The organism is Akkermansia muciniphila, assembly GCF_030848305.1.
GTDB classification, from domain to species: Bacteria; Verrucomicrobiota; Verrucomicrobiia; order Verrucomicrobiales; family Akkermansiaceae; genus Akkermansia; species Akkermansia muciniphila_A.
Genome location: NZ_CP114598.1, coordinates 978619 through 996975, shown reverse-complemented (window position 1 = coordinate 996975; position 18357 = coordinate 978619). Strand labels below are relative to the sequence as shown.

Genomic DNA, 18357 nt, shown 5'->3' with positions numbered 1-18357 from the left:
TGGGGCTTTCGAGTGTGGGATTTTTTTAATGGGTTAGTATGAGTCTAAGAAGATTTTTGGGAAGGGGGCATTCAGCGTAAACTGACATCTGCGTGGCTGGTGGTTGAGATCATGCATAGGAGAATGAGACAAGAGCAAGTGTTCATTCACGACGGGGAGTGATGTAATATGATGAAGTCAATTGGTAATTAGTATCGCTTGGCTCAATACATTGCTGCACTTACACCTGCGACCTATCAACGTGGTGGTCTTCCACGAACCTGTAGGGAAAACTCATCTTGGGAAGGGCTTGGCGCTTAGATGCTTTCAGCGCTTATCCCGTCCGCACTTAGCTACTCGGCCATGCACTTGACAGTACAACCGATGCACCAGTGGTGCGTCAGACCCGGTCCTCTCGTACTAAGGTCTGAACCCCTCAATTTTCCAACGCCCACAGAGGATAGAGGACCGAACTGTCTCGCGACGTTCTGAACCCAGCTCGCGTGCCGCTTTAACCGGCGAACAGCCGGACCCTTGGGACCTTCTCCAGCCCCAGGATGCGACGAGCCGACATCGAGGTGCCAAACCACGCCGTCGATATGAACTCTTGGGCGTGATCAGCCTGTTATCCCTAAGGTACCTTTTATCCGTTGAGCGACGGCAATTCCACTTTCTACCGCCGGATCACTTGGGCCTGCTTTCGCATCTGCTCGACTTGTTGGTCTCACAGTTAGGCGGGCTTATGCCCATGCACTCGACACCCGGTTGCCAACCGGGCTGAGCCCACCTTCGCGCTCCTCCGTTACTCTTTGGGAGGATACCGCCCCAGTAAAACTGACCGGCTGACACGGTCCTCTGGCCGGATTCACGGCTCAGGGTTAGATCCTCCAGTTTCAAAGGGTGGTGTCTCATTGATGACTCGGACGCCCCCTAAAGGGCGTCTTCAGCGTCTCCCACTTACTCTGAGCATTAAAACCGAAGAAACAATGACAGCTTACAGTTAAGGTCTATAGGGTCTTTCCGTCCTTCTGCGGGTAGGCGGCATCTTCACCGCCACTACAATTTCACTGAGCGCCTGGTTGAGACAGTGCCCAACTCGTTTCACGATTCGTGCAGGTCGGAACTTACCCGACAAGGAATTTCGCTACCTTAGGACCGTTATAGTTACGGCCGACATTCACCGGGACTTGGGTTCAGAGCTTCGCCTTGCGGCTAACCCCTTGCCTTAATCTTTCGGCATTGGTCACGTGTCACACCCTATACTTCGACTTGCGTCTTTGCAGAGTGCTGTGTTTTTGATAAACAGTCGGTTGGGCCATTTCTCTGCGGCCTGCATCGCTGCAGGCACCCCTTCTTCCGAAGTTACGGGGCTAATTTGCCGAGTTCCTTAACCAGGTTTCACTCTTACGCCTTGGTATATTCTACCCACCCACCTGTGTCGGTTTGCGGTACGGGTCGCTTAGCATACGCTGGGGCTTTTCTTGGCACTCGATCCAATGATGCGCTGAGTCCGTAGACTCAACTCGGAATTCAATAACCTAGTCATCTTTTCTCATGCGTCCCCCCAGTTTAAGGGTCGCGAGCTCAGGATTATTAACCTGATGTCCATCGCCTACGCCTCTCGGCCTCGGCTTAGGTCCCGGCTAACCCAGGGACGAAACACGTTGCCCTGGAAACCTCGGGTTTACGGCGGCCGGGGATTTCACCCGGCTTAACGTTACTCATGTCTGCATACTCACTTGCATGTGCTCCAGGGTCAGTCGCCATCACCCTTCGACGCGCATGCAACGCTCTTCTACCACTCTGCCTTGCGGCAAAGTCCAGAGCTTCGGTATAACGCTTGATCGCCAATCATTTTCGGCGCAGGATCACTCGATGAGTAAGCTATTACGCATTTTTTAAATGGTGGCTGCTTCTAAGCCAACATCCTCACTGTCTGTGTAATCCCACATCCTTTCCACTGAGCGTTATTTAGGCACCTTAGCTGCTGGTCTGGGTTGTTTCCCTCTCGACAATGAAGCTTATCCCCCACTGTCTCACTGCCACGTTCCATTGCACGGTATTCGGAGTTTGATAAGGTTTGGTAAGCGGGTGTGCCCCCTAGCCTTGTCAGTGCTCTACCCCCGCGCATCAGCACGTGACGCTGCACCTAAATGCATTTCGAAGAGAACCAGCTATCACGGGGTTTGATTAGCCTTTCACTCCTACCCTCAGCTCATCAGAGAACTTTTCAACGTTCACCTGTTCGGTCCTCCACATGGTTTTACCCATGCTTCAACCTGGCCAAGGGTAGGTCACCTCCGCTTCGGGTCCAGTACCTGCGACTTATTGCGCCCTGTTCGGACTTGCTTTCGCTGCGACTCCGGGCCGGAAGCCCTTAGTCTTGCCACAAACACTGACTCGCAGACTCATTAAACAAAAGGCACGCCATCGCAGATTGCTCTGCTCTGACACTTTGTAGACATACGGTTTCAGGTTCTATTTCACTCCGCTCACAGCGGTTCTTTTCACCTTTCCCTCGCGGTACTTGTTCACTATCGGTCGCCAACTAGTATTTAGCCTTGCGCGGTGGTCCGCGCGGTTTCATACATCGTTCCACGTGTGATGTATTACTCAGGATACCACTAATTCCCACTCTGGATTTCGTCTACAGGGCTTTCACCTTCTACGGCCAGCCTTTCCAGGCTGTTCTACTATCCAGTATGGTCGAATAGGTCGTGGTCCTACAACCCCGAAGGAATACCTTCGGTTTGGGCTCCATCCGCTTTCGCTCGCCACTACTTACGGAATCGATTTCTCTTTCTTTTCCTCCGCTTACTGAGATGTTTCACTTCAGCGGGTTTCGCGTTTCATACCCTATGTATTCAGGTATGAACGATCGAGTATTGCCTCGATCAGGTTACCCCATTCGGATATCCCCGGATCATCGCTTGCTTGCAGCTTCCCGAGGCTTTTCGCAGCTTGCCGCGTCCTTCTTCGCCTGTTGGCACCAAGGCATTCACCGTACGCCCTTACTTACTTCATCATATTGCAAAAGCTTGTTACCACTTCCACAATACCACAAAGCCCTTTCGTGACTTACTGTATTGTCTCATTGCTTGGTATGCATGTTTTTGTGTTTTGTAGTTGTTGTTGTTCAACTACCCACTTTGTTGGAAAGCGATTGCTTCTCAGCAACCGTTTTCTTTGCCACGCAGATGTCAATTTTCGCTTTCCCTCAATAATCGATTTTGCTGGTGGGCCTGACAGGACTTGAACCTGTGACCCCGCGCTTATCAAGCGCGTGCTCTAACCAACTGAGCTACAGGCCCGGCTTTGGGTCTCTTTTCCGAAACTGGTGGAGGCACGGGGACTCGAACCCCGGACATCCAGCTTGCAAAGCTGGCGCTCTACCAACTGAGCTATACCCCCAGTTGCGGTTCTCGGTGAAAAAAGGTCGTCACGCACGTCGTGCCCGGTTTTGCTCCAGGCGACCGGCTGTTTACACATCTTTGGTTCGTTGCGGGCCCTCGCGGGTTCCGCTTTCTCTTCCCTCGGGAAGAGATCCGACCTGCGCACTTGTGTGCGCTTACTCCATAGAAAGGAGGTGATCCAGCCGCAGGTTCCCCTACGGCTACCTTGTTACGACTTCATCCCAGTTACCAGTCTCACCTTAGGACCCTGCCTCCTTGCGGTTGGCTTCAGATACTTCGGGTGCGACCGGCTTCCATGATGTGACGGGCGGTGTGTACAAGACCCGGGAACGTATTCACGGCGCCGTAGCTGATGCGCCATTACTAGCGATTCCGGCTTCGTGTAGGCGGGTTGCAGCCTACAGTCCGAACTGGGCCCAGTTTTTAGGATTTCCTCCGCCTCGCGGCTTCGGCCCCCTCTGTACTGGGCATTGTAGTACGTGTGCAGCCCTGGGCATAAGGGCCATACTGACCTGACGTCGTCCCCACCTTCCTCCCAGTTGATCTGGGCAGTCTCGCCAGAGTCCCCACCTTCACGTGCTGGTAACTGGCAACAGGGGTTGCGCTCGTTGCTGGACTTAACCAAACATCTCACGACACGAGCTGACGACGGCCATGCAGCACCTGTGTAACGCCTCCGAAGAGTCGCATGCTTTCACATGTTGTTCATTACATGTCAAGCCCAGGTAAGGTTCTTCGCGTTGCATCGAATTAAGCCACATACTCCACCGCTTGTGCGGGTCCCCGTCAATTTCTTTGAGTTTTAATCTTGCGACCGTACTCCCCAGGCGGCACGCTTAACGCGTTAGCTCCGGCACGCAGGGGGTCGATTCCCCGCACACCAAGCGTGCACCGTTTACTGCCAGGACTACAGGGGTATCTAATCCCTTTCGCTCCCCTGGCCTTCGTGCCTCAGCGTCAGTTAATGTCCAGGAACCCGCCTTCGCCACGAGTGTTCCTCTCGATATCTACGCATTTCACTGCTACACCGAGAATTCCGGTTCCCCCTCCATTACTCTAGTCTCGCAGTATCATGTGCCGTCCGCGGGTTGAGCCCGCGCCTTTCACACACGACTTACGAAACAGCCTACGCACGCTTTACGCCCAGTGATTCCGAACAACGCTTGAGACCTCTGTATTACCGCGGCTGCTGGCACAGAGTTAGCCGTCTCTTCCTCTTGTGGTACTATCTTTTTAATTTGCTCCCACATGACAGGGGTTTACAATCCGAAGACCTTCATTCCCCCACGCGGCGTCGCACCATCAGGGTTTCCCCCATTGTGAATGATTCTCGACTGCTGCCACCCGTAGGTGTCTGGACCGTGTCTCAGTTCCAGTGTGGCCGGACATCCTCTCAGACCGGCTACCCGTCATCGCCTTGGTGAGCCGTTACCTCACCAACTAACTAATAGGCCGCGAGCCCATCCCCAAGCGCATTGCTGCTTTAATCTTGCGATTCTATGCGGTATTAATCCCAGTTTCCCAGGGCTATCCCACTCTCGGAGGCAGGTTACTCACGTGTTACTCACCCGTGCGCCACTAGAGAATTATTAGCAAGCTAGCAATTCTCTCGTTCGACTTGCATGTCTTATCCACGCCGCCAGCGTTCGTTCTGAGCCAGAATCAAACTCTCCATCAAATTAATTTTTGAAATTGCTGGACCAAATGGAATCTTGCGATTTCATTTGCGCCATGCTTCAGCCGGCTCTTCCTTCAAGTTGTGTCTCTTGAAGGCCTCTTCGCTCTGCCTTGCACGGCGCGCGTCACGACCTTTTTTCTTTCCCCTCGCTTCTACCAAACCACCCCTCTCAGAGCCAGGTCGCTCCTTCGGGCTTTTTCCTCCTCCGGCACCTCTCGGCGCCCTCGGAAAACCCTCGGCGGTTTTCGGTAGTCATTCCCTTGAAATCTTCTTATCGCCCCTGCTTCCAGGGAGCTCTCCGGGTGGCCGGCTCCAGCCGCTTCCGTTACTCTTCCGAGTCCGTCTGCCGCCGGGCTTTTCATCCCGTCGCCGTGTTGGCGTGCCGAGAACTTTATCAACTTCCCCCTTTTTGTCAATTTTTTCGAGATGTTTTTTCATTTTTTCCCGCGCCTCATTCAGGCCACCCCTATCCACACAGACATTAACACACATATAATCAATGAGATGACGTTTTGTCATAATCCCCCATCCTGTCGCGTCTTTTTTTTGAACGCTTCCCTTTTTCCCCATCCCACTTCCCCGCCTCCCAAGGGGAATTCAGCCCCCTTCCGCCCCTCTGCAAGGAAGGCTGGTTTTCCAAGCACGCTGTATTCCCTCTCCATAGCGTCACTACTCTCACCAAAACCTGCTCCCCTCCCATTCGAACAATAAACAGGGGCGCAGCTAATGCCGCGCCCCTGTCCGCTCCCGGCAATATACCGGCAAGTATGCTTTTCAGTTATTTTTTCTCCTTGGTGAAGTCCAGTTTGCCGTCTTTTTCCCTCACCACGATTTCCGTTCCTTCCGGGAAGTCTCCTTCCAGAAGCTTGAGGCTGAGCGGGTCCAGAAGATCATGCTGAATGGCTCGTTTGAGAGGACGGGCTCCATACACAGGATCAAAACCGTGATCCGCCACCAGAGCCGTAGCTTCCGGAGTCATGCGCAAAAACAGGCCCTTGGCTTCCAGACGCCTGCGGACACGCTGAAGCTGAATGTCCACAATACCCTTGAGTTCCTGCGCCGTGAGCCGGTCAAAGATGATGATTTCATCAATGCGGTTCAGGAATTCCGGACGGAAGTGGCCGCGCAACGCTTCCAGAGCCTTGGCTTCCCGCTGTTCCGCATTGGCCTCATTGAGGATATACTGGCTGCCGATGTTGGAGGTCATGATGATGACCGTGTTGCGGAAGTCAACCGTACGCCCCTGGCCGTCCGTAATGCGGCCGTCGTCCAGCACCTGGAGCAATACGTTGAAGACGTCCGGGTGAGCCTTTTCAATTTCATCGAAGAGAACCACGCAGTACGGACGACGGCGCACGGCTTCAGAGAGCTGACCGCCTTCTTCATACCCCACGTATCCGGGAGGCGCCCCGATGAGGCGCGCGACGGAATGTTTTTCCATGTATTCGGACATGTCAATGCGGACGATGGCGTTTTCACTGTCAAAGAGGAATTCCGCCAGCGCCTTGCTAAGTTCCGTCTTGCCCACGCCGGTGGGTCCCAGGAACAGGAAAGAGCCGATGGGCCTGTTTTCATCCTGCAACCCGGCGCGGGCGCGTCTCACGGCGTCGGATACGGCCTTAACGGCCTGTTTCTGCCCGATTACGCGGGCGCCCAGACGCTCTTCCATGTGCACCAGCTTGACACGCTCCCCTTCCTGCAGACGGGCGGCGGGAATGCCGGTCCAGGTGGCAACCACTTTGGCAATGTCTCCTTCCGTGACTTCCTCCTTCAGCAGCCCCCCATCTTCCTTCTGCATTTTGCTGAGCTTTTCCTTGCCTTCCGTCAGGGCGCGCTGGGCTTCCGGAAGTTCGCCATAGGTGATTTCCGACGCGCGGGTCAGGTCACCCATACGTTTGGCCCTTTCGCTTTCCAGTTTGAGGGTTTCTATTTTTTCCTGTTCCCTGCGGACGGCGTCCAGCACTTCTTTTTCGCTTTTCCATTTGGCAATCATGGAACCGGATTTTTCCTTCAAGTCGGCCAGGTCCTTGGTGATTTTTTCCAAACGGGCCTTGCTGTCGGCGTCTTCTTCCTTCGCCAGCGCCTGCCGCTCCATTTCAAGCTGCATGGCCTCACGTTCAATCTGGTCAATTTCCGTGGGCATGGAGTCCAGCTCAATTTTGAGGCGGGCTGCCGCTTCATCCACCAGGTCTACTGCCTTGTCAGGCAGAAAACGGTCGGAAATATAACGGTCGGAAAGGGTGGCCGCCGCTACGATGGCAGCGTCCGTAATACGCACTCCATGGTGGACTTCATAGCGTTCTTTCAAGCCGCGCAGAATGGCGATGGTATCTTCCACGCTGGGTTCGGAGACCATGACGGGCTGAAACCGGCGCTCCAGAGCCGCATCTTTTTCAATGTATTTGCGGTATTCGTCCAGTGTCGTCGCGCCGATGGTCCGCAGTTCCCCGCGGGCCAGGGCGGGCTTGAGCAGGTTGGAGGCATCCACCGCCCCTTCACTGGCGCCCGCGCCTACAATGGTGTGCAGTTCATCGATAAACAGAATGATTTCACCGTTGGAATCCGTTACTTCCTTAAGGAAGGATTTCAAGCGTTCTTCAAATTCACCGCGATATTTGGCTCCGGCAAGCATGGATCCGATGTTGAGGGATACAATGCGCTTGTTGCGCATGCTTTCCGGCACGTCGCCGTTGACAATGCGCCGCGCCAGACCTTCCGCAATGGCGGTTTTGCCAACGCCGGGCTCCCCGATCAGGACGGGATTGTTTTTCGTCCTGCGGGAAAGAATCTGCAAAACGCGGCGGATTTCCGTATCGCGGCCGATGACGGGGTCAATTTTACCGGCACGGGCGCGGGCCGTCAGGTCCGTCCCATATTTTTCCAGTGTCTGGTATTTGCCTTCCGGGTTGTCGTCCGTCACGCGCTGGTTGCCGCGCACTTCCTTCATGGCGGCCAGATAGTTATCCTTGGTCAGGCCAAAGGTGTCCGTCAACTGGTGCACTTTGTTTTGCGTGTCCAACGCCCCAAGCATGAAGTGTTCCACGCTGAGGTAGTCGTCTTTGAGCTTTTTGCGTTCCTCTTCCGCAGCCTGCATGACGGTAGCCAGGTCACGCCCCATCTGCGGCTGCGTGGTAGCGCCGCTTTGAGTAGGTTCGTGGGAAACCTCCCTTTGGGCTGCCTGGAGAAGCAGCCCCGGATCGCAAGAGGCTTTGCGGAGAATAGGGGAAAGAATTCCGCCTTCCTGCTCCAGTAACGCCACCAGAACGTCCAGAGAGGAAATTTCCGGTTTTCCAAGCCGGCCTGCAGTTTGCTGCGCCTGCATCAGCGCTTCCTGAAATTTTGTTGTTAGATTGTTAAGCATGGTATGTTGGTATTTTAGACATAAGAATAACTCCAACCGTTGAATGGAAAAATAGGATTTTTCCTGTTATCTAAAAATTTTTTACTCCTTCGGATCCCCCGCAATATCACCTGTACGCTCAACGAATTATTGGAAAGTCCGCCTTGAGCTGACGGAAAGCGGTGAGGGTGCCGATATGTTCATGCCGCTAAGGGAAGATTATTTGCAAATAATCTCATTCAGGATTGAAGAAACTTCATATCAGTCTAAAAAACCAAAGAGAGGATATTGCACGACTGCCGATCCGCTGTCCCTGTCTTTCAACTGATTAAACCAAACCGACAAAAATCCAGTGTGAAAACCGCCCCGATAACCGGAGAAAGACGCGGAACCAAGGCACCGGCTAATGCCGGACGATTTTTCCGCCAGGATATTCTCCGGACCGGGACGGTCAATTACATCCCACTCATCGGGAACAATGTATCCAGCGCTGCGTTCAAGGTCATCACGTTGATTACGTTTCCCCCGCTTCTGTTCCGGGGGAATTGAAAAAAACGGCGACCATCCTCCCTAATGTTTTAAATCCCGGGCGTATCCCCGGACACACCGGAGGCTTCCTCTGTCCGGGAAAAAGTTTAACAAATGAAGAACGGAAATGTTCCTTCCTTTCCTAATTGACAAACGATTTCCTTTCTTTTTAATGGGTTAATGTTTATCAATCCGGCACACTGTCTGCCAGTGTCTCTTTGCACATGCGTGCTGCTTTCGGCAGCAAGCGCCTCCCTGCATGCGGAAACGGCTTACAGTACGCCCTGCGGCTATATCCAAATACCCCTGTACGCCAAAGCAACGGGTTATCTGGGTTTAGGAGTGCATCCGGAAGCCTTGGTACAGCACACCCTCCAAGAAGACAACATTGCCATTTCCGGCAATAAAGTCACCATCACGGATCCGGACGTCAATTTCAACGACCTGATGAATGAAAACTCCGCCTATGTGCTGGTTCTTCACTTCGGCAATGAAGTCATGGCTCTTCCCTTAAACCGGGATGGATGGAAAAAACCGGGATCTTGCTGGACGGAACATTCCATTAAAGTGGATGACCGCCTTCTTTCCGACCTGGTAAGAAAGGGAACTCCCCCCGATTCATACGCTCTGCGCAAAACGCGCACTCTGGATGATATTCTTGGCGTGGACAACCAGTTTGGCCTGAAAAGCGGCTCCGCCATGTCTGCGGACACCGTTAACATCTTTAATTCTGCAACCACCAAGCTTGCCGCTTATTACTCCGGAAGCGAATGGAGAAGGAGGGGATCTACGGAAAATATCGGCGGCATGCCGGTGTTCAGCCATGAACCCCTGACTATTACGCGCAAGGCCGGTTCCGATGTTACAGCTGTGGTCGTTGGGGAAGTATCCCTGAAGAACCAGAAGCTGGTCGTTTCCACATTCAATTCCCTTCTTCACACCCGCCTGCCCCTTTCCCAGACCCTGGCTGAAACAGCTCTGCAATTGCCTGATGACGCCGTCATCAACATTCCCGCAGATGGCAAGAATGCCATGGTCAAGGTCGTCAACAACAACGGTTCCTGGAAACGCCAAGACAATGGAGAGGATGTTTCCAACGTCCCTTTCCATGGAGTCTTTTCCATCTACTATGAATCTTCCAAGACACCTTCCTACATCACGGTGTCCAGCAAACATCAAACCAATAAATAACCAGCCATGTTCTATCGCTCCCTTTTCACCAATGCTTTTACCGCCTGCGCTCTCTTTTCTGGAGGGATTGCCCTGGCGGACAGTTTCAATATCAGCAATGATGATCCCTCCGCGTATTCCCTAACCAATTCCCTCGGAAATCCGCTGAATGCAGGCAATGCTGTTTTAGGCGCCTTCAACAGAAATACTTGGAGTTATGATGTGACCAGCCGGCAATGGAACTTACAAGGTAATTCGTATGCACAGGATCAACTGAAATACAGTGATCTGATGAGCATGCAGAACAATTTCACCAGCACGCTGACAAATATACCTGAAGAGCAAAATGGCAGCGTCACTGACGGCAGCTTTAATTTGTCTGGAGATTATTCTTCTTATACCCCGACATCCCCCGTTTATTTAATGGTGACGGGACAGGATGGAGAAACAGCTTTTTTTGTCTTTAAAAACGCATCCAGCGACAGTCTGCTTAATTATGATAATATAAAGATATCCGGCAACGAGCCGTTCGATCTGTGGCTTACGACCAAGGAGCAGGCTCTCATAAACGATCTTGACTACTATACGGAATGCATCCTGGGAAATATCAATCTGGAAAACAATACCATCCAGCTTTTGATTCCGGAACCCGCAACAACCACCATGAGCTTGCTGGGCTTGGCAGCCCTGATGGTACGCCGTAAACGGAAATAAAAGTTTCCTCTTTCGTCAAACCTCTGTACGGGTATTTTCTGTACAGAGGTTTTTTGTGCCGTCAACTATTCGTACTCCATTTCCCTCTGCATTTCCCGCCAGAATACCCATAGTGCCCGGCAATAAAACGCCCCGCGCGCTTTGAAAAAGCGGCGGGGCGTCTGTTCACGCAGTGAAAACCGCGGGAGTTATTTCTTAACGGGAATGATATCCAGTTCCGCTACGGCGGCGTAATCCCGCCCCTGCGTCTCACTGAGGGCGGAGAAACGGAAATAACGCGCCTTGACGGGGGCCTGGAATTTCACTTCCTGGAGGTCCGCACTGTCGGGGAAGGAACCCTTGGCGGCAGGCTGCCATTTCTCTCCGTCCGCGCTCACTTCCACGGAATAATCTTTCACGCGGCCATTGTTGTTGCCATCCTGGCGGGGAAGATAAGTAATTCCGGAGAATTCCCGCTCCTTACCCAGGTCCACGGCCAGCACATGCGGATGCTTGGTCACGGTTTTATTGTATTCAGAGTGCCAGAAAGTGCCGGGATCACCGTCAATGGCGAATTCGGCGTCCGCTTCGCCCTGCTCCTGGCTGGTTACGCTTTTAACCGTGTACTTGTCCGTGCGGGCCAGCATGGTCATATCCAGCCGGGCCGCAGGCACGCGGATTTCACCTTTGTAGGACTTGGCGGTAATGGGCCGCATAAAGAAGGACATCGGGTAAGGCTTGTTCGCCTTGATGATGTCCCTGCCCATGGGGCCGGGACCGCAGGAAGCTCCCCCCAGACCGCGCGTGGCGGAAGAAAGAACCAGCACGGTCTTATCCGTCGTCTTCGGCAGTTCCACGGGGTGGTTTGCCTGAATCAAATCCGTAGTAGTATACGGAAGAGCGGAGAAAGCGAACGGCGCGCCCACGGAACCGAAAAGCAGGCCCCGCCCCTTGTCGTCCGTAACGGCCACCCAGCGGGTATCCTCATGGTTGCCGCAATCCTGCGGTCTGCCGTACGGGAAGAAAGAATCCCAGGCCGTCGTTTTATACACGCCCAAAGGCATGCCGCTCTTGCGGTCCGCGTAGTTTTCTTCCGGCCCGCGGCCGTAGTAGGCTACGTTGTCCATATTCGCCGGCAACTGGAGCTCGTATCCCAGGCGCAGCAGCTCCAGGGGATTGCCGCGCGGAAGCAGCACGGACTGGCAGACGACCGTTCCATCAGCGTAAATAGTCCATTCCAGATTATTGATGAAATGGGTGTTCGTATCGTTCAGGGGTTGCTTCCTGGCCGTGATGGTGGTCTTGGTATCGCCGTAGCCGCTGATGTTTTCAGCCTGTTTGCCGCTCACCTTGACGGATTGCTTGACGGTGACGCTGTCGCCGTTATCAATGGCTTCGTAACTGAGCAGTTCATGCTTCAGTTCACGGAGGCCGTTAGCCATGCTCTTGGCCATGACGCCCGGCTCATTGCTGGAGGCGGCGCGCAGGGCGTTCACCGCCATGGGCGTTTTGAACAGAGGCTTGCCGTCCATCGTGAACTGGGCCAGTTCTCCGGTGGCCGCGTCAAACTGAACGGAGAAATCCCTGCCGGAAACGGTATGTTTGTCCGCGCTGAGGCTGACTTTGCCCGCAGGGGCCTTGAACAAAGGCAGATCTCCCTGTACGGGAAGCTGAAGCTGGTCAAAGGCCAATTCGTACCCCTTTTTGGCCCATTCCTTGTCCTTCTTCAGCTTGTAGCCTATACGCAGGGCATACTCCGCCCCCGGTTTCCGGTTTTTCAACTGGGGAATGTCCGGAATGGGAACCACGATCTTTTCTCTGGGTCCGGCCGGAGGCGTATCCAGCTTGCCTTCAGCCACCACATTTCCGTTCTCCGTCAGGGTCCAGGTAATGTCATAGGGAGAAAGATCCGTAAAGAAATTCTTGTTGAAGATGGAAATCCTGCCGTCGTCCGTCAGAGATGTGGAAATATTCTGATAGACATGCTTGACTTCAAAATAACCCGGTTCCGGCGTGCGGTCCGACAGGATGGTGCCGTTGAACACGAACTGGCCGCTGTTGGGATGATCGTTGAAATCGCCGCCGTAGCAGAGCATCTTTTCTCCATTCGGCAGGGTCTTGTACAAGCCCTGGTCCACCCAATCCCAGATAGCGCCGCCCATAATGCGGTCGGAAGACTCAATGGCCTCCCAGTAATCCGCCAGGTTGCCCATGGCGTTCATCATGTTGTGCGCGTACTCGGAAATATAGTAAGGCTTGGGGAAATCCTTGTTGCCCGCCATGGAACGCGTCCAGTCCACAGACGGGTACTGGTTGGACCCCAGATCCACAATGTCATTATTGCGTTCGTAATGGGTGGGGCGGGACATGTCCCTGGCTTTCACCATCTTTTCCGCAGTGCGGAAGTTCTGGCCGGGGCCGGCTTCATTCCCCAGGGACCACATAATCACGCAGGGATGGTTCTTATTGCGCTCCACCATCGCCATGATGCGGTCCACGTGGGCCGGCATCCACTCAATGGGATGGGAAATGGACTCCTTGCCATAGTAATAGCCGTGGGACTCGATGTTGGCCTCATCCTGCACGTAAATGCCGTACTTGTCGCAGAGGTAATAGAAATAAGGATCCGCGGGATAATGGGAACAGCGCACATGGTTGATATTGGCGCGTTTCATCATCCGCACTTCTTCCTCCATCTGCTCCGGAGTCACGTAATGCCCTGTTTCCGGATGGCTTTCATGGCGGTTCACGCCTTTTACCTTCACCGGCTGGCCGTTCACCAGGAACACGCTGTCCTTAATCACCACATTGCGGAAACCCACGCGGGCGGAAACCATTTCTTCCGTTTTCCCGTCACGCTTCAACGTCAGTACCAGGGTGTACAGGTTGGGATCTTCCGCGGACCATAGCCTGGGTTTGGAATAAATGCCAAGCAGGGAGGTTTTAAAATCCTTCATGCCGGTAAGACGCAAGCGCTTTTCCAATACGCCGTCATATGGCGCGTCCTTGGGCTTGACAGGTTCCACCAGCTTGCCGGCAGCGTCATACAGGGCCATGGAAACCGTGCAGCCGTCCAGTTTTTCCGTTGCCGGAAACAGATTGCGTACATCCACATCCACCTGAAGGCGCCAATCACCGTTCACGGTGCCCGGTTTGGCATGGTCAATATTCAGGGCCCAATCCCTTTGGTCCACCGGATTAGTCTGCGCGAAAAAGTCGCGGATGTGAACTTTGGGCAGCGCGAAAATGGAAACATTGCGGAAAAGGCCGGACAGGCGGAACATGTCCTGGCATTCCAGATATGCTCCGTCGGAATGGCGGTACACTTCTGCGGCCACCACGTTTTCCCCCTTCTTAAGGTAGGGGCTGATATCAAAACGGGCCGGATTTCGGGAATCTTTGGAAAAACCTACATACTGCCCGTTGATCCAGAGGTAGAAGAAAGAATCCACGCCGTCAAACTGCATGTACACTTCCCTACCGTCCCAATCCGCAGGCACTTCAAAGGTGCGGCGGTAGGAACCTACGGGGTTCCGTTCCTTGTAGGACGTGTAATTCTTGTTGGAAGGCTCCTTCATTACATAAGGCCAGGAGCGTTCAAAGGGATACGGCTGATTGGAATAAATGGGGGTGCCGTAACCCTGCGTCTGCCAGGAGGAAGGCACCTTAATCTCCTTCCAGTCCTTTACGTCGTAATCCGGCTTGTAGAAATCGGCCGGGCGGCTCTGGGGATTTTTCGCCCAGTGAAACTTCCACTGACCGTTCAGGGACCTGCGCCATTTGCTGTTTTCCGGCAGCACTTTCAAGGCGGACTGCAAATCGCTGAAAGACGCGAAGAAGGCGGTTGGCGCTTCCTTATTCAAATGCAGGTTCTGTTCCTGTTCCCATTCCAGCCCTGTAGGGGCTGGCGTGGTGGCGGAATCGCCCGGTGCTCCCAGGCCGCACATGACGGAACCTACCGCCAGCGCGGTACAGGATAAAAGCCAGGATCTGGTCGTTCTCATGAAATCAATATGTGTCGGAGTTGATATGCACAAACGGATTGTCCAGTTACATACGAATCCGCAATTCTAATTCTAACAGCAAACTTGCCCTTTGCAAGCTGCTGTCACGTTTATGCGCGGCCTGCAAACGCAGCCGTTAAAAAGTATGCCGGAGCTGGAGAACGCCCACACACTGCATGGATTCCTGCTGGGTGTACTCCTTGGTCATGTAATGCAGGCCGAAAAGCAACTCTGAGCGCTTGTACCGGAGGCCGAAGCCATAGCCCCATTCTCCCACCACAGGATACTTGTTCACATACTTGGGGGAGGAACGAAACACCGTGCCATCCAGATACAGGTCATGGGCCACGGCCCGCACGGCGGCGTGAAGATAACCGTAGTACCCCCAGTTGGAAACGGACGTCCTGTTGTAAACGAAGGGAGGCGCGGCGCTGGTCGCGCCGCGAATGCTGTTCTCCGGAGAAGTATTGCCCAGATTATAGCCGAAGCGGAAAGACATGCCGCCCCCCGCTTGCACCATTACTGTGCCGGCGTCTGCGTGCCAGTAAGCCAGAGCGTCCGTTTCAAAACCAGAGCCGTAGCGCTTTTCCAGTCCGCGCAGGCGGTAATAACGCTTGAAAAACAAATTGGCGGTCATCTCTCCGGGGAGCTGGTTGGCCCAGCCGGGCCATTGCTCCATACCCCACAGTTTATGAATAAAATGCTGGGAGCCTTTCGCCAGGGAATTCGTGCCCGTGGTACCCAGCTGCAATTCCAGGGAATTGGCCCTGTCTTCATTCTTAACCAGAGAAGTAAGCCCCAACGTCAGGCTTCCCACATAGGGATGCTGGTTGTACAGGGGATAGGTGGCTTTCTGCTCCGGAGTATACATAAGCTGAGTCAAGTCAAGTCCCCACTGCTGGCGCAAATTGGGAGAACCGTCCATTCCCATGAACCGGCGCCAGGAACCTGAAGCATTCGTACCCCCCAGAACCGTCCCCAGCATGCCGGAAAAAGTCTGGCTTCGGGATGTGGTGCCGGACATCCAGGCAAACCGGACGCCGTTGGTATAATTGTCATCATCTCCCACGAACATATCGTTTTCCAGATGAAAACTGATAACGGGGCCCTCCTGCGGAGCTTCCATCTGCTGGGTTCCTGCCTGAAGGGAAGCCACCGGCAACAGGGCGGCGCACATGCACAAAGCCGTACATTTCATGCAGGGCAGTTTGTGCGTTTCACTTCCGTGTGGCAAGGAAAAATCAGGCATGCTCTGCGTTTGCTCTTTTCAAAGCCGGCAAATATCCACAAACTTCCCCTGCCCTTCCGGGGTTTCTATGCCATGATCATTGACACGCATTGCCATCTGGCCTCCTCCCAATTCGACCAGTCCCGCAGGGAAACCTACGTTCAGCATGCCCTCCAGGCAAACACTGACCGCATGATTACGCTGGGGGCACGGCCGAATGATTGGGAGATGAATATAGCATGGGCACGCCAGTTCCCGGGCGTAGTCTTCTGCGCGCTGGGCATCCATCCGGATGATGCCCATGAAGCGCCGGAAGGCTGGACGGACCGTCTTTTCCAGATAGCGCAGGACATTCCCCTGGCCGCCATTGGGGAAACGGGGCTGGACTATTTCCATGTCCCCCCCCCGGGCTGGGAGCAGGAAAATTTCCGCCGCCTTCAGCAGAATATGCTGGAACAGCATTTTGACCTGGCGGCGCGCCTGGGCCTCAATATCGTCCTGCATACGCGGGACCGGAAAGGCTCCGCGAGCTTTGAGGACGCCCTGGCGATTGCCCGGAACTACGCGGGCCGCGTGCGTCCCGTCTTTCATTGCTTCATCGGAAATGCCGCTCAGGCCACGCGAATCTTTGACGAACTGGACGGCATGGTCTCCTTCACCGGAGTGGCTACTTTTAAAAACGCCTCCGCAGTGGCGGAAACCGCAAGCTGGTGCCCGGAAAACCGTATCATGCTGGAAACGGATTCCCCCTACCTCAGTCCGGAACCCCTCCGGGGCCGCATGAATGAACCCGCCCATCTCATTCATACAGCCCGGTTCATCGCCGCTGCCAGAGGCATGAACCTGGAAGACCTGGCCCATGTGACGACCCGAAATGCGGAAACCTTTTATAATCTGGGCAAGGTCTGAAAAAAAAATCCCGACAATCCGCGCTGCCGCCTTGAATCCGAAATCATAAATTAGTATGAACAGGGCACACATGAAAACGCCATTTATTTTAACCTGCGCTGTTGCGCTGGTATTACCCTTCTCTTCCTGCTCCACCCAGAATTCCTCCACGGCCGGCTATGACACCGCAGAACCGGCCAGCGGCGAAATCCCGCCGTGGATCGCGGAAAGCTCTGATCCCGCTTACGAATCCGGCCATTACAGCCCGGTTCAGAATTCCTCCAGCTACGCTTACAATCCCCCTGCCAAACCTTCCGTCACTAAAAAATCATCCGCGCGGAAGAGCACGTCCGGCACCAAATCCTCCCGCAGCGCAGCTGCCAGAAAGAGCTCCTCCCGTAAATCCGCTCCCAAGGCCCGCACCTACACCGTGAAGAAAGGCGATACGCTGGGAGCCATCGCCCGCAGGAACGGCACCTCCGTCAAGGCTCTCAAGAGGGCTAACGGCCTTAAGTCCGATCTGATTCACATCAACCAGAAGCTGACAATCCCGCGTTCCAAGTAATCCGGGAAACCCCTCCCGGTTTCACCACTTATGAAGCCTCTCTTTCTCCTGGCCGTCTTCCCCGTGGTTCTCATGGGGTGGATGTCCTGTTCCCACTCCGGCACGGGCCATGCGGCCCTGCCGGATCCGCGCACCGTGGACAAATCCGTCCCGGAGTATAAAAACCCGTTTCATCCTTCTACGTACGCTCATTTCGTGGCCCGCAAGGACTACCGGAAAACATACGACGTCTATAAGGACGACACCCTGTTGAACCGCCAGCCGAAAAAATCCCGGAAAATCTTCGTCTGCCTGGACGAACAGCGGGGCCAGTATCTGGTGGACGGACTGGTCGCCATGGATTTTCCCCTCTCCTCCGGCGTCAAAGCCTATCCGACCAAAACGGGAGACTATACTGTGATCTCCAAAAAGGAAGACTACGCCTCCAACCTCTACGGCAAAATGTATGATGCCGAAGGCAAATGCATTAACTACAATGCCGAATCCACGGATCCCGTACCGGAAGGAGGCCGTTTTGACGGCTCTCCCATGCCCTACTGGCAGAGGCTTACCAATGCGGGCCTGGGCCTGCATGTAGGAAAAGTTCGGCGGCATCCTGTTTCTCATGGCTGCGTCCGTCTGCCGCGAAATGTTGCGGAAATCCTCTACAGGCAGACCAGCATAGGAACGCCCGTTACCATCCGGAAAACGCCGTTGCCCGTGCCGGAAGCGCAGAAAATCCCTCCCGCACAACAACAGGGATCCGGAGGCCGCAAGCAATAGCCTGCCGGAGCAATGCTCCCTTTAAAACACCACCTAATTTTAAAAAGGGCTGCCTGAAAAGCAGTCCTTTTTTCTATGCCGTTTTTTCCGAGGCATAAGCATAACGTAC

At 54.2% G+C, this 18357-nt stretch carries 8 protein-coding genes, 2 tRNA genes and 2 rRNA genes; 5 read left to right on the top strand and 7 right to left on the bottom strand.

The features are described from left to right. Positions 1-168: 168 nt before the first annotated feature. From O4G22_RS04385 to clpB, 5 genes are all read right to left on the bottom strand, one after another. Positions 169-3004: ribosomal RNA gene (locus tag O4G22_RS04385) — 23S ribosomal RNA — on the bottom strand. Between the two features lie 209 nt (positions 3005-3213). Then, positions 3214-3290 (bottom strand) — tRNA-Ile (locus O4G22_RS04380). Between the two features lie 24 nt (positions 3291-3314). Continuing rightward, positions 3315-3390 (bottom strand) — tRNA-Ala (locus O4G22_RS04375). A 168-nt stretch (positions 3391-3558) separates the two neighbouring features. Further along, a 16S ribosomal RNA gene (locus tag O4G22_RS04370) occupies positions 3559-5070 on the bottom strand. The 16S and 23S rRNA genes sit together here with 2 tRNA genes alongside, the layout of an rRNA operon. 778 nt (positions 5071-5848) lie before the next feature. After that, entirely contained in the window at positions 5849-8431 is a 2583-nt protein-coding gene (clpB, locus tag O4G22_RS04365; RefSeq protein WP_297404496.1) for an ATP-dependent chaperone ClpB, read from the bottom strand. Between the two features lie 717 nt (positions 8432-9148). On the opposite strand from clpB, the gene O4G22_RS04360 reads away from it, so the two are divergent. Together O4G22_RS04360 and O4G22_RS04355 are read left to right on the top strand one after the other, a co-directional pair. Further along, positions 9149-10129, top strand: coding sequence for a hypothetical protein (locus O4G22_RS04360; protein ID WP_306702259.1), 981 nt, complete (start codon positions 9149-9151; stop codon positions 10127-10129). Between the two features lie 6 nt (positions 10130-10135). Next, a complete protein-coding gene (locus O4G22_RS04355) occupies positions 10136-10822 on the top strand; it encodes a PEP-CTERM sorting domain-containing protein (protein WP_306702258.1) in 687 nt (228 codons plus the stop codon). Between the two features lie 188 nt (positions 10823-11010). On the opposite strand, the gene O4G22_RS04350 is transcribed toward O4G22_RS04355, so the two are convergent. Beyond that, on the bottom strand, positions 11011-14805 hold the full coding sequence (locus O4G22_RS04350; RefSeq protein ID WP_306702257.1) for a glycoside hydrolase family 2 TIM barrel-domain containing protein: 3795 nt from the start codon (positions 14803-14805) through the stop codon (positions 11011-11013). Between the two features lie 136 nt (positions 14806-14941). Beyond that, positions 14942-16003 (bottom strand): lipid A deacylase LpxR family protein, encoded by a 1062-nt coding sequence (locus O4G22_RS04345; protein ID WP_179218429.1) that lies wholly within the window; start codon positions 16001-16003, stop codon positions 14942-14944. 123 nt (positions 16004-16126) lie between these two features. On the opposite strand from O4G22_RS04345, the gene O4G22_RS04340 reads away from it, so the two are divergent. The 3 genes from O4G22_RS04340 (at position 16127) to O4G22_RS04330 (ending at position 18248) form a co-directional block, all read left to right on the top strand. Next, on the top strand, positions 16127-16942 hold the full coding sequence (locus O4G22_RS04340; protein WP_306702256.1) for a TatD family hydrolase: 816 nt from the start codon (positions 16127-16129) through the stop codon (positions 16940-16942). Between the two features lie 70 nt (positions 16943-17012). Next, entirely contained in the window at positions 17013-17486 is a 474-nt protein-coding gene (locus O4G22_RS04335) for a LysM peptidoglycan-binding domain-containing protein (protein WP_290489323.1), read from the top strand. 30 nt (positions 17487-17516) lie between these two features. Continuing rightward, positions 17517-18248, top strand: a complete 732-nt coding sequence (locus O4G22_RS04330; RefSeq protein ID WP_094136648.1) for a L,D-transpeptidase — start codon at positions 17517-17519, stop codon at positions 18246-18248. Positions 18249-18357 lie beyond the last annotated feature (109 nt).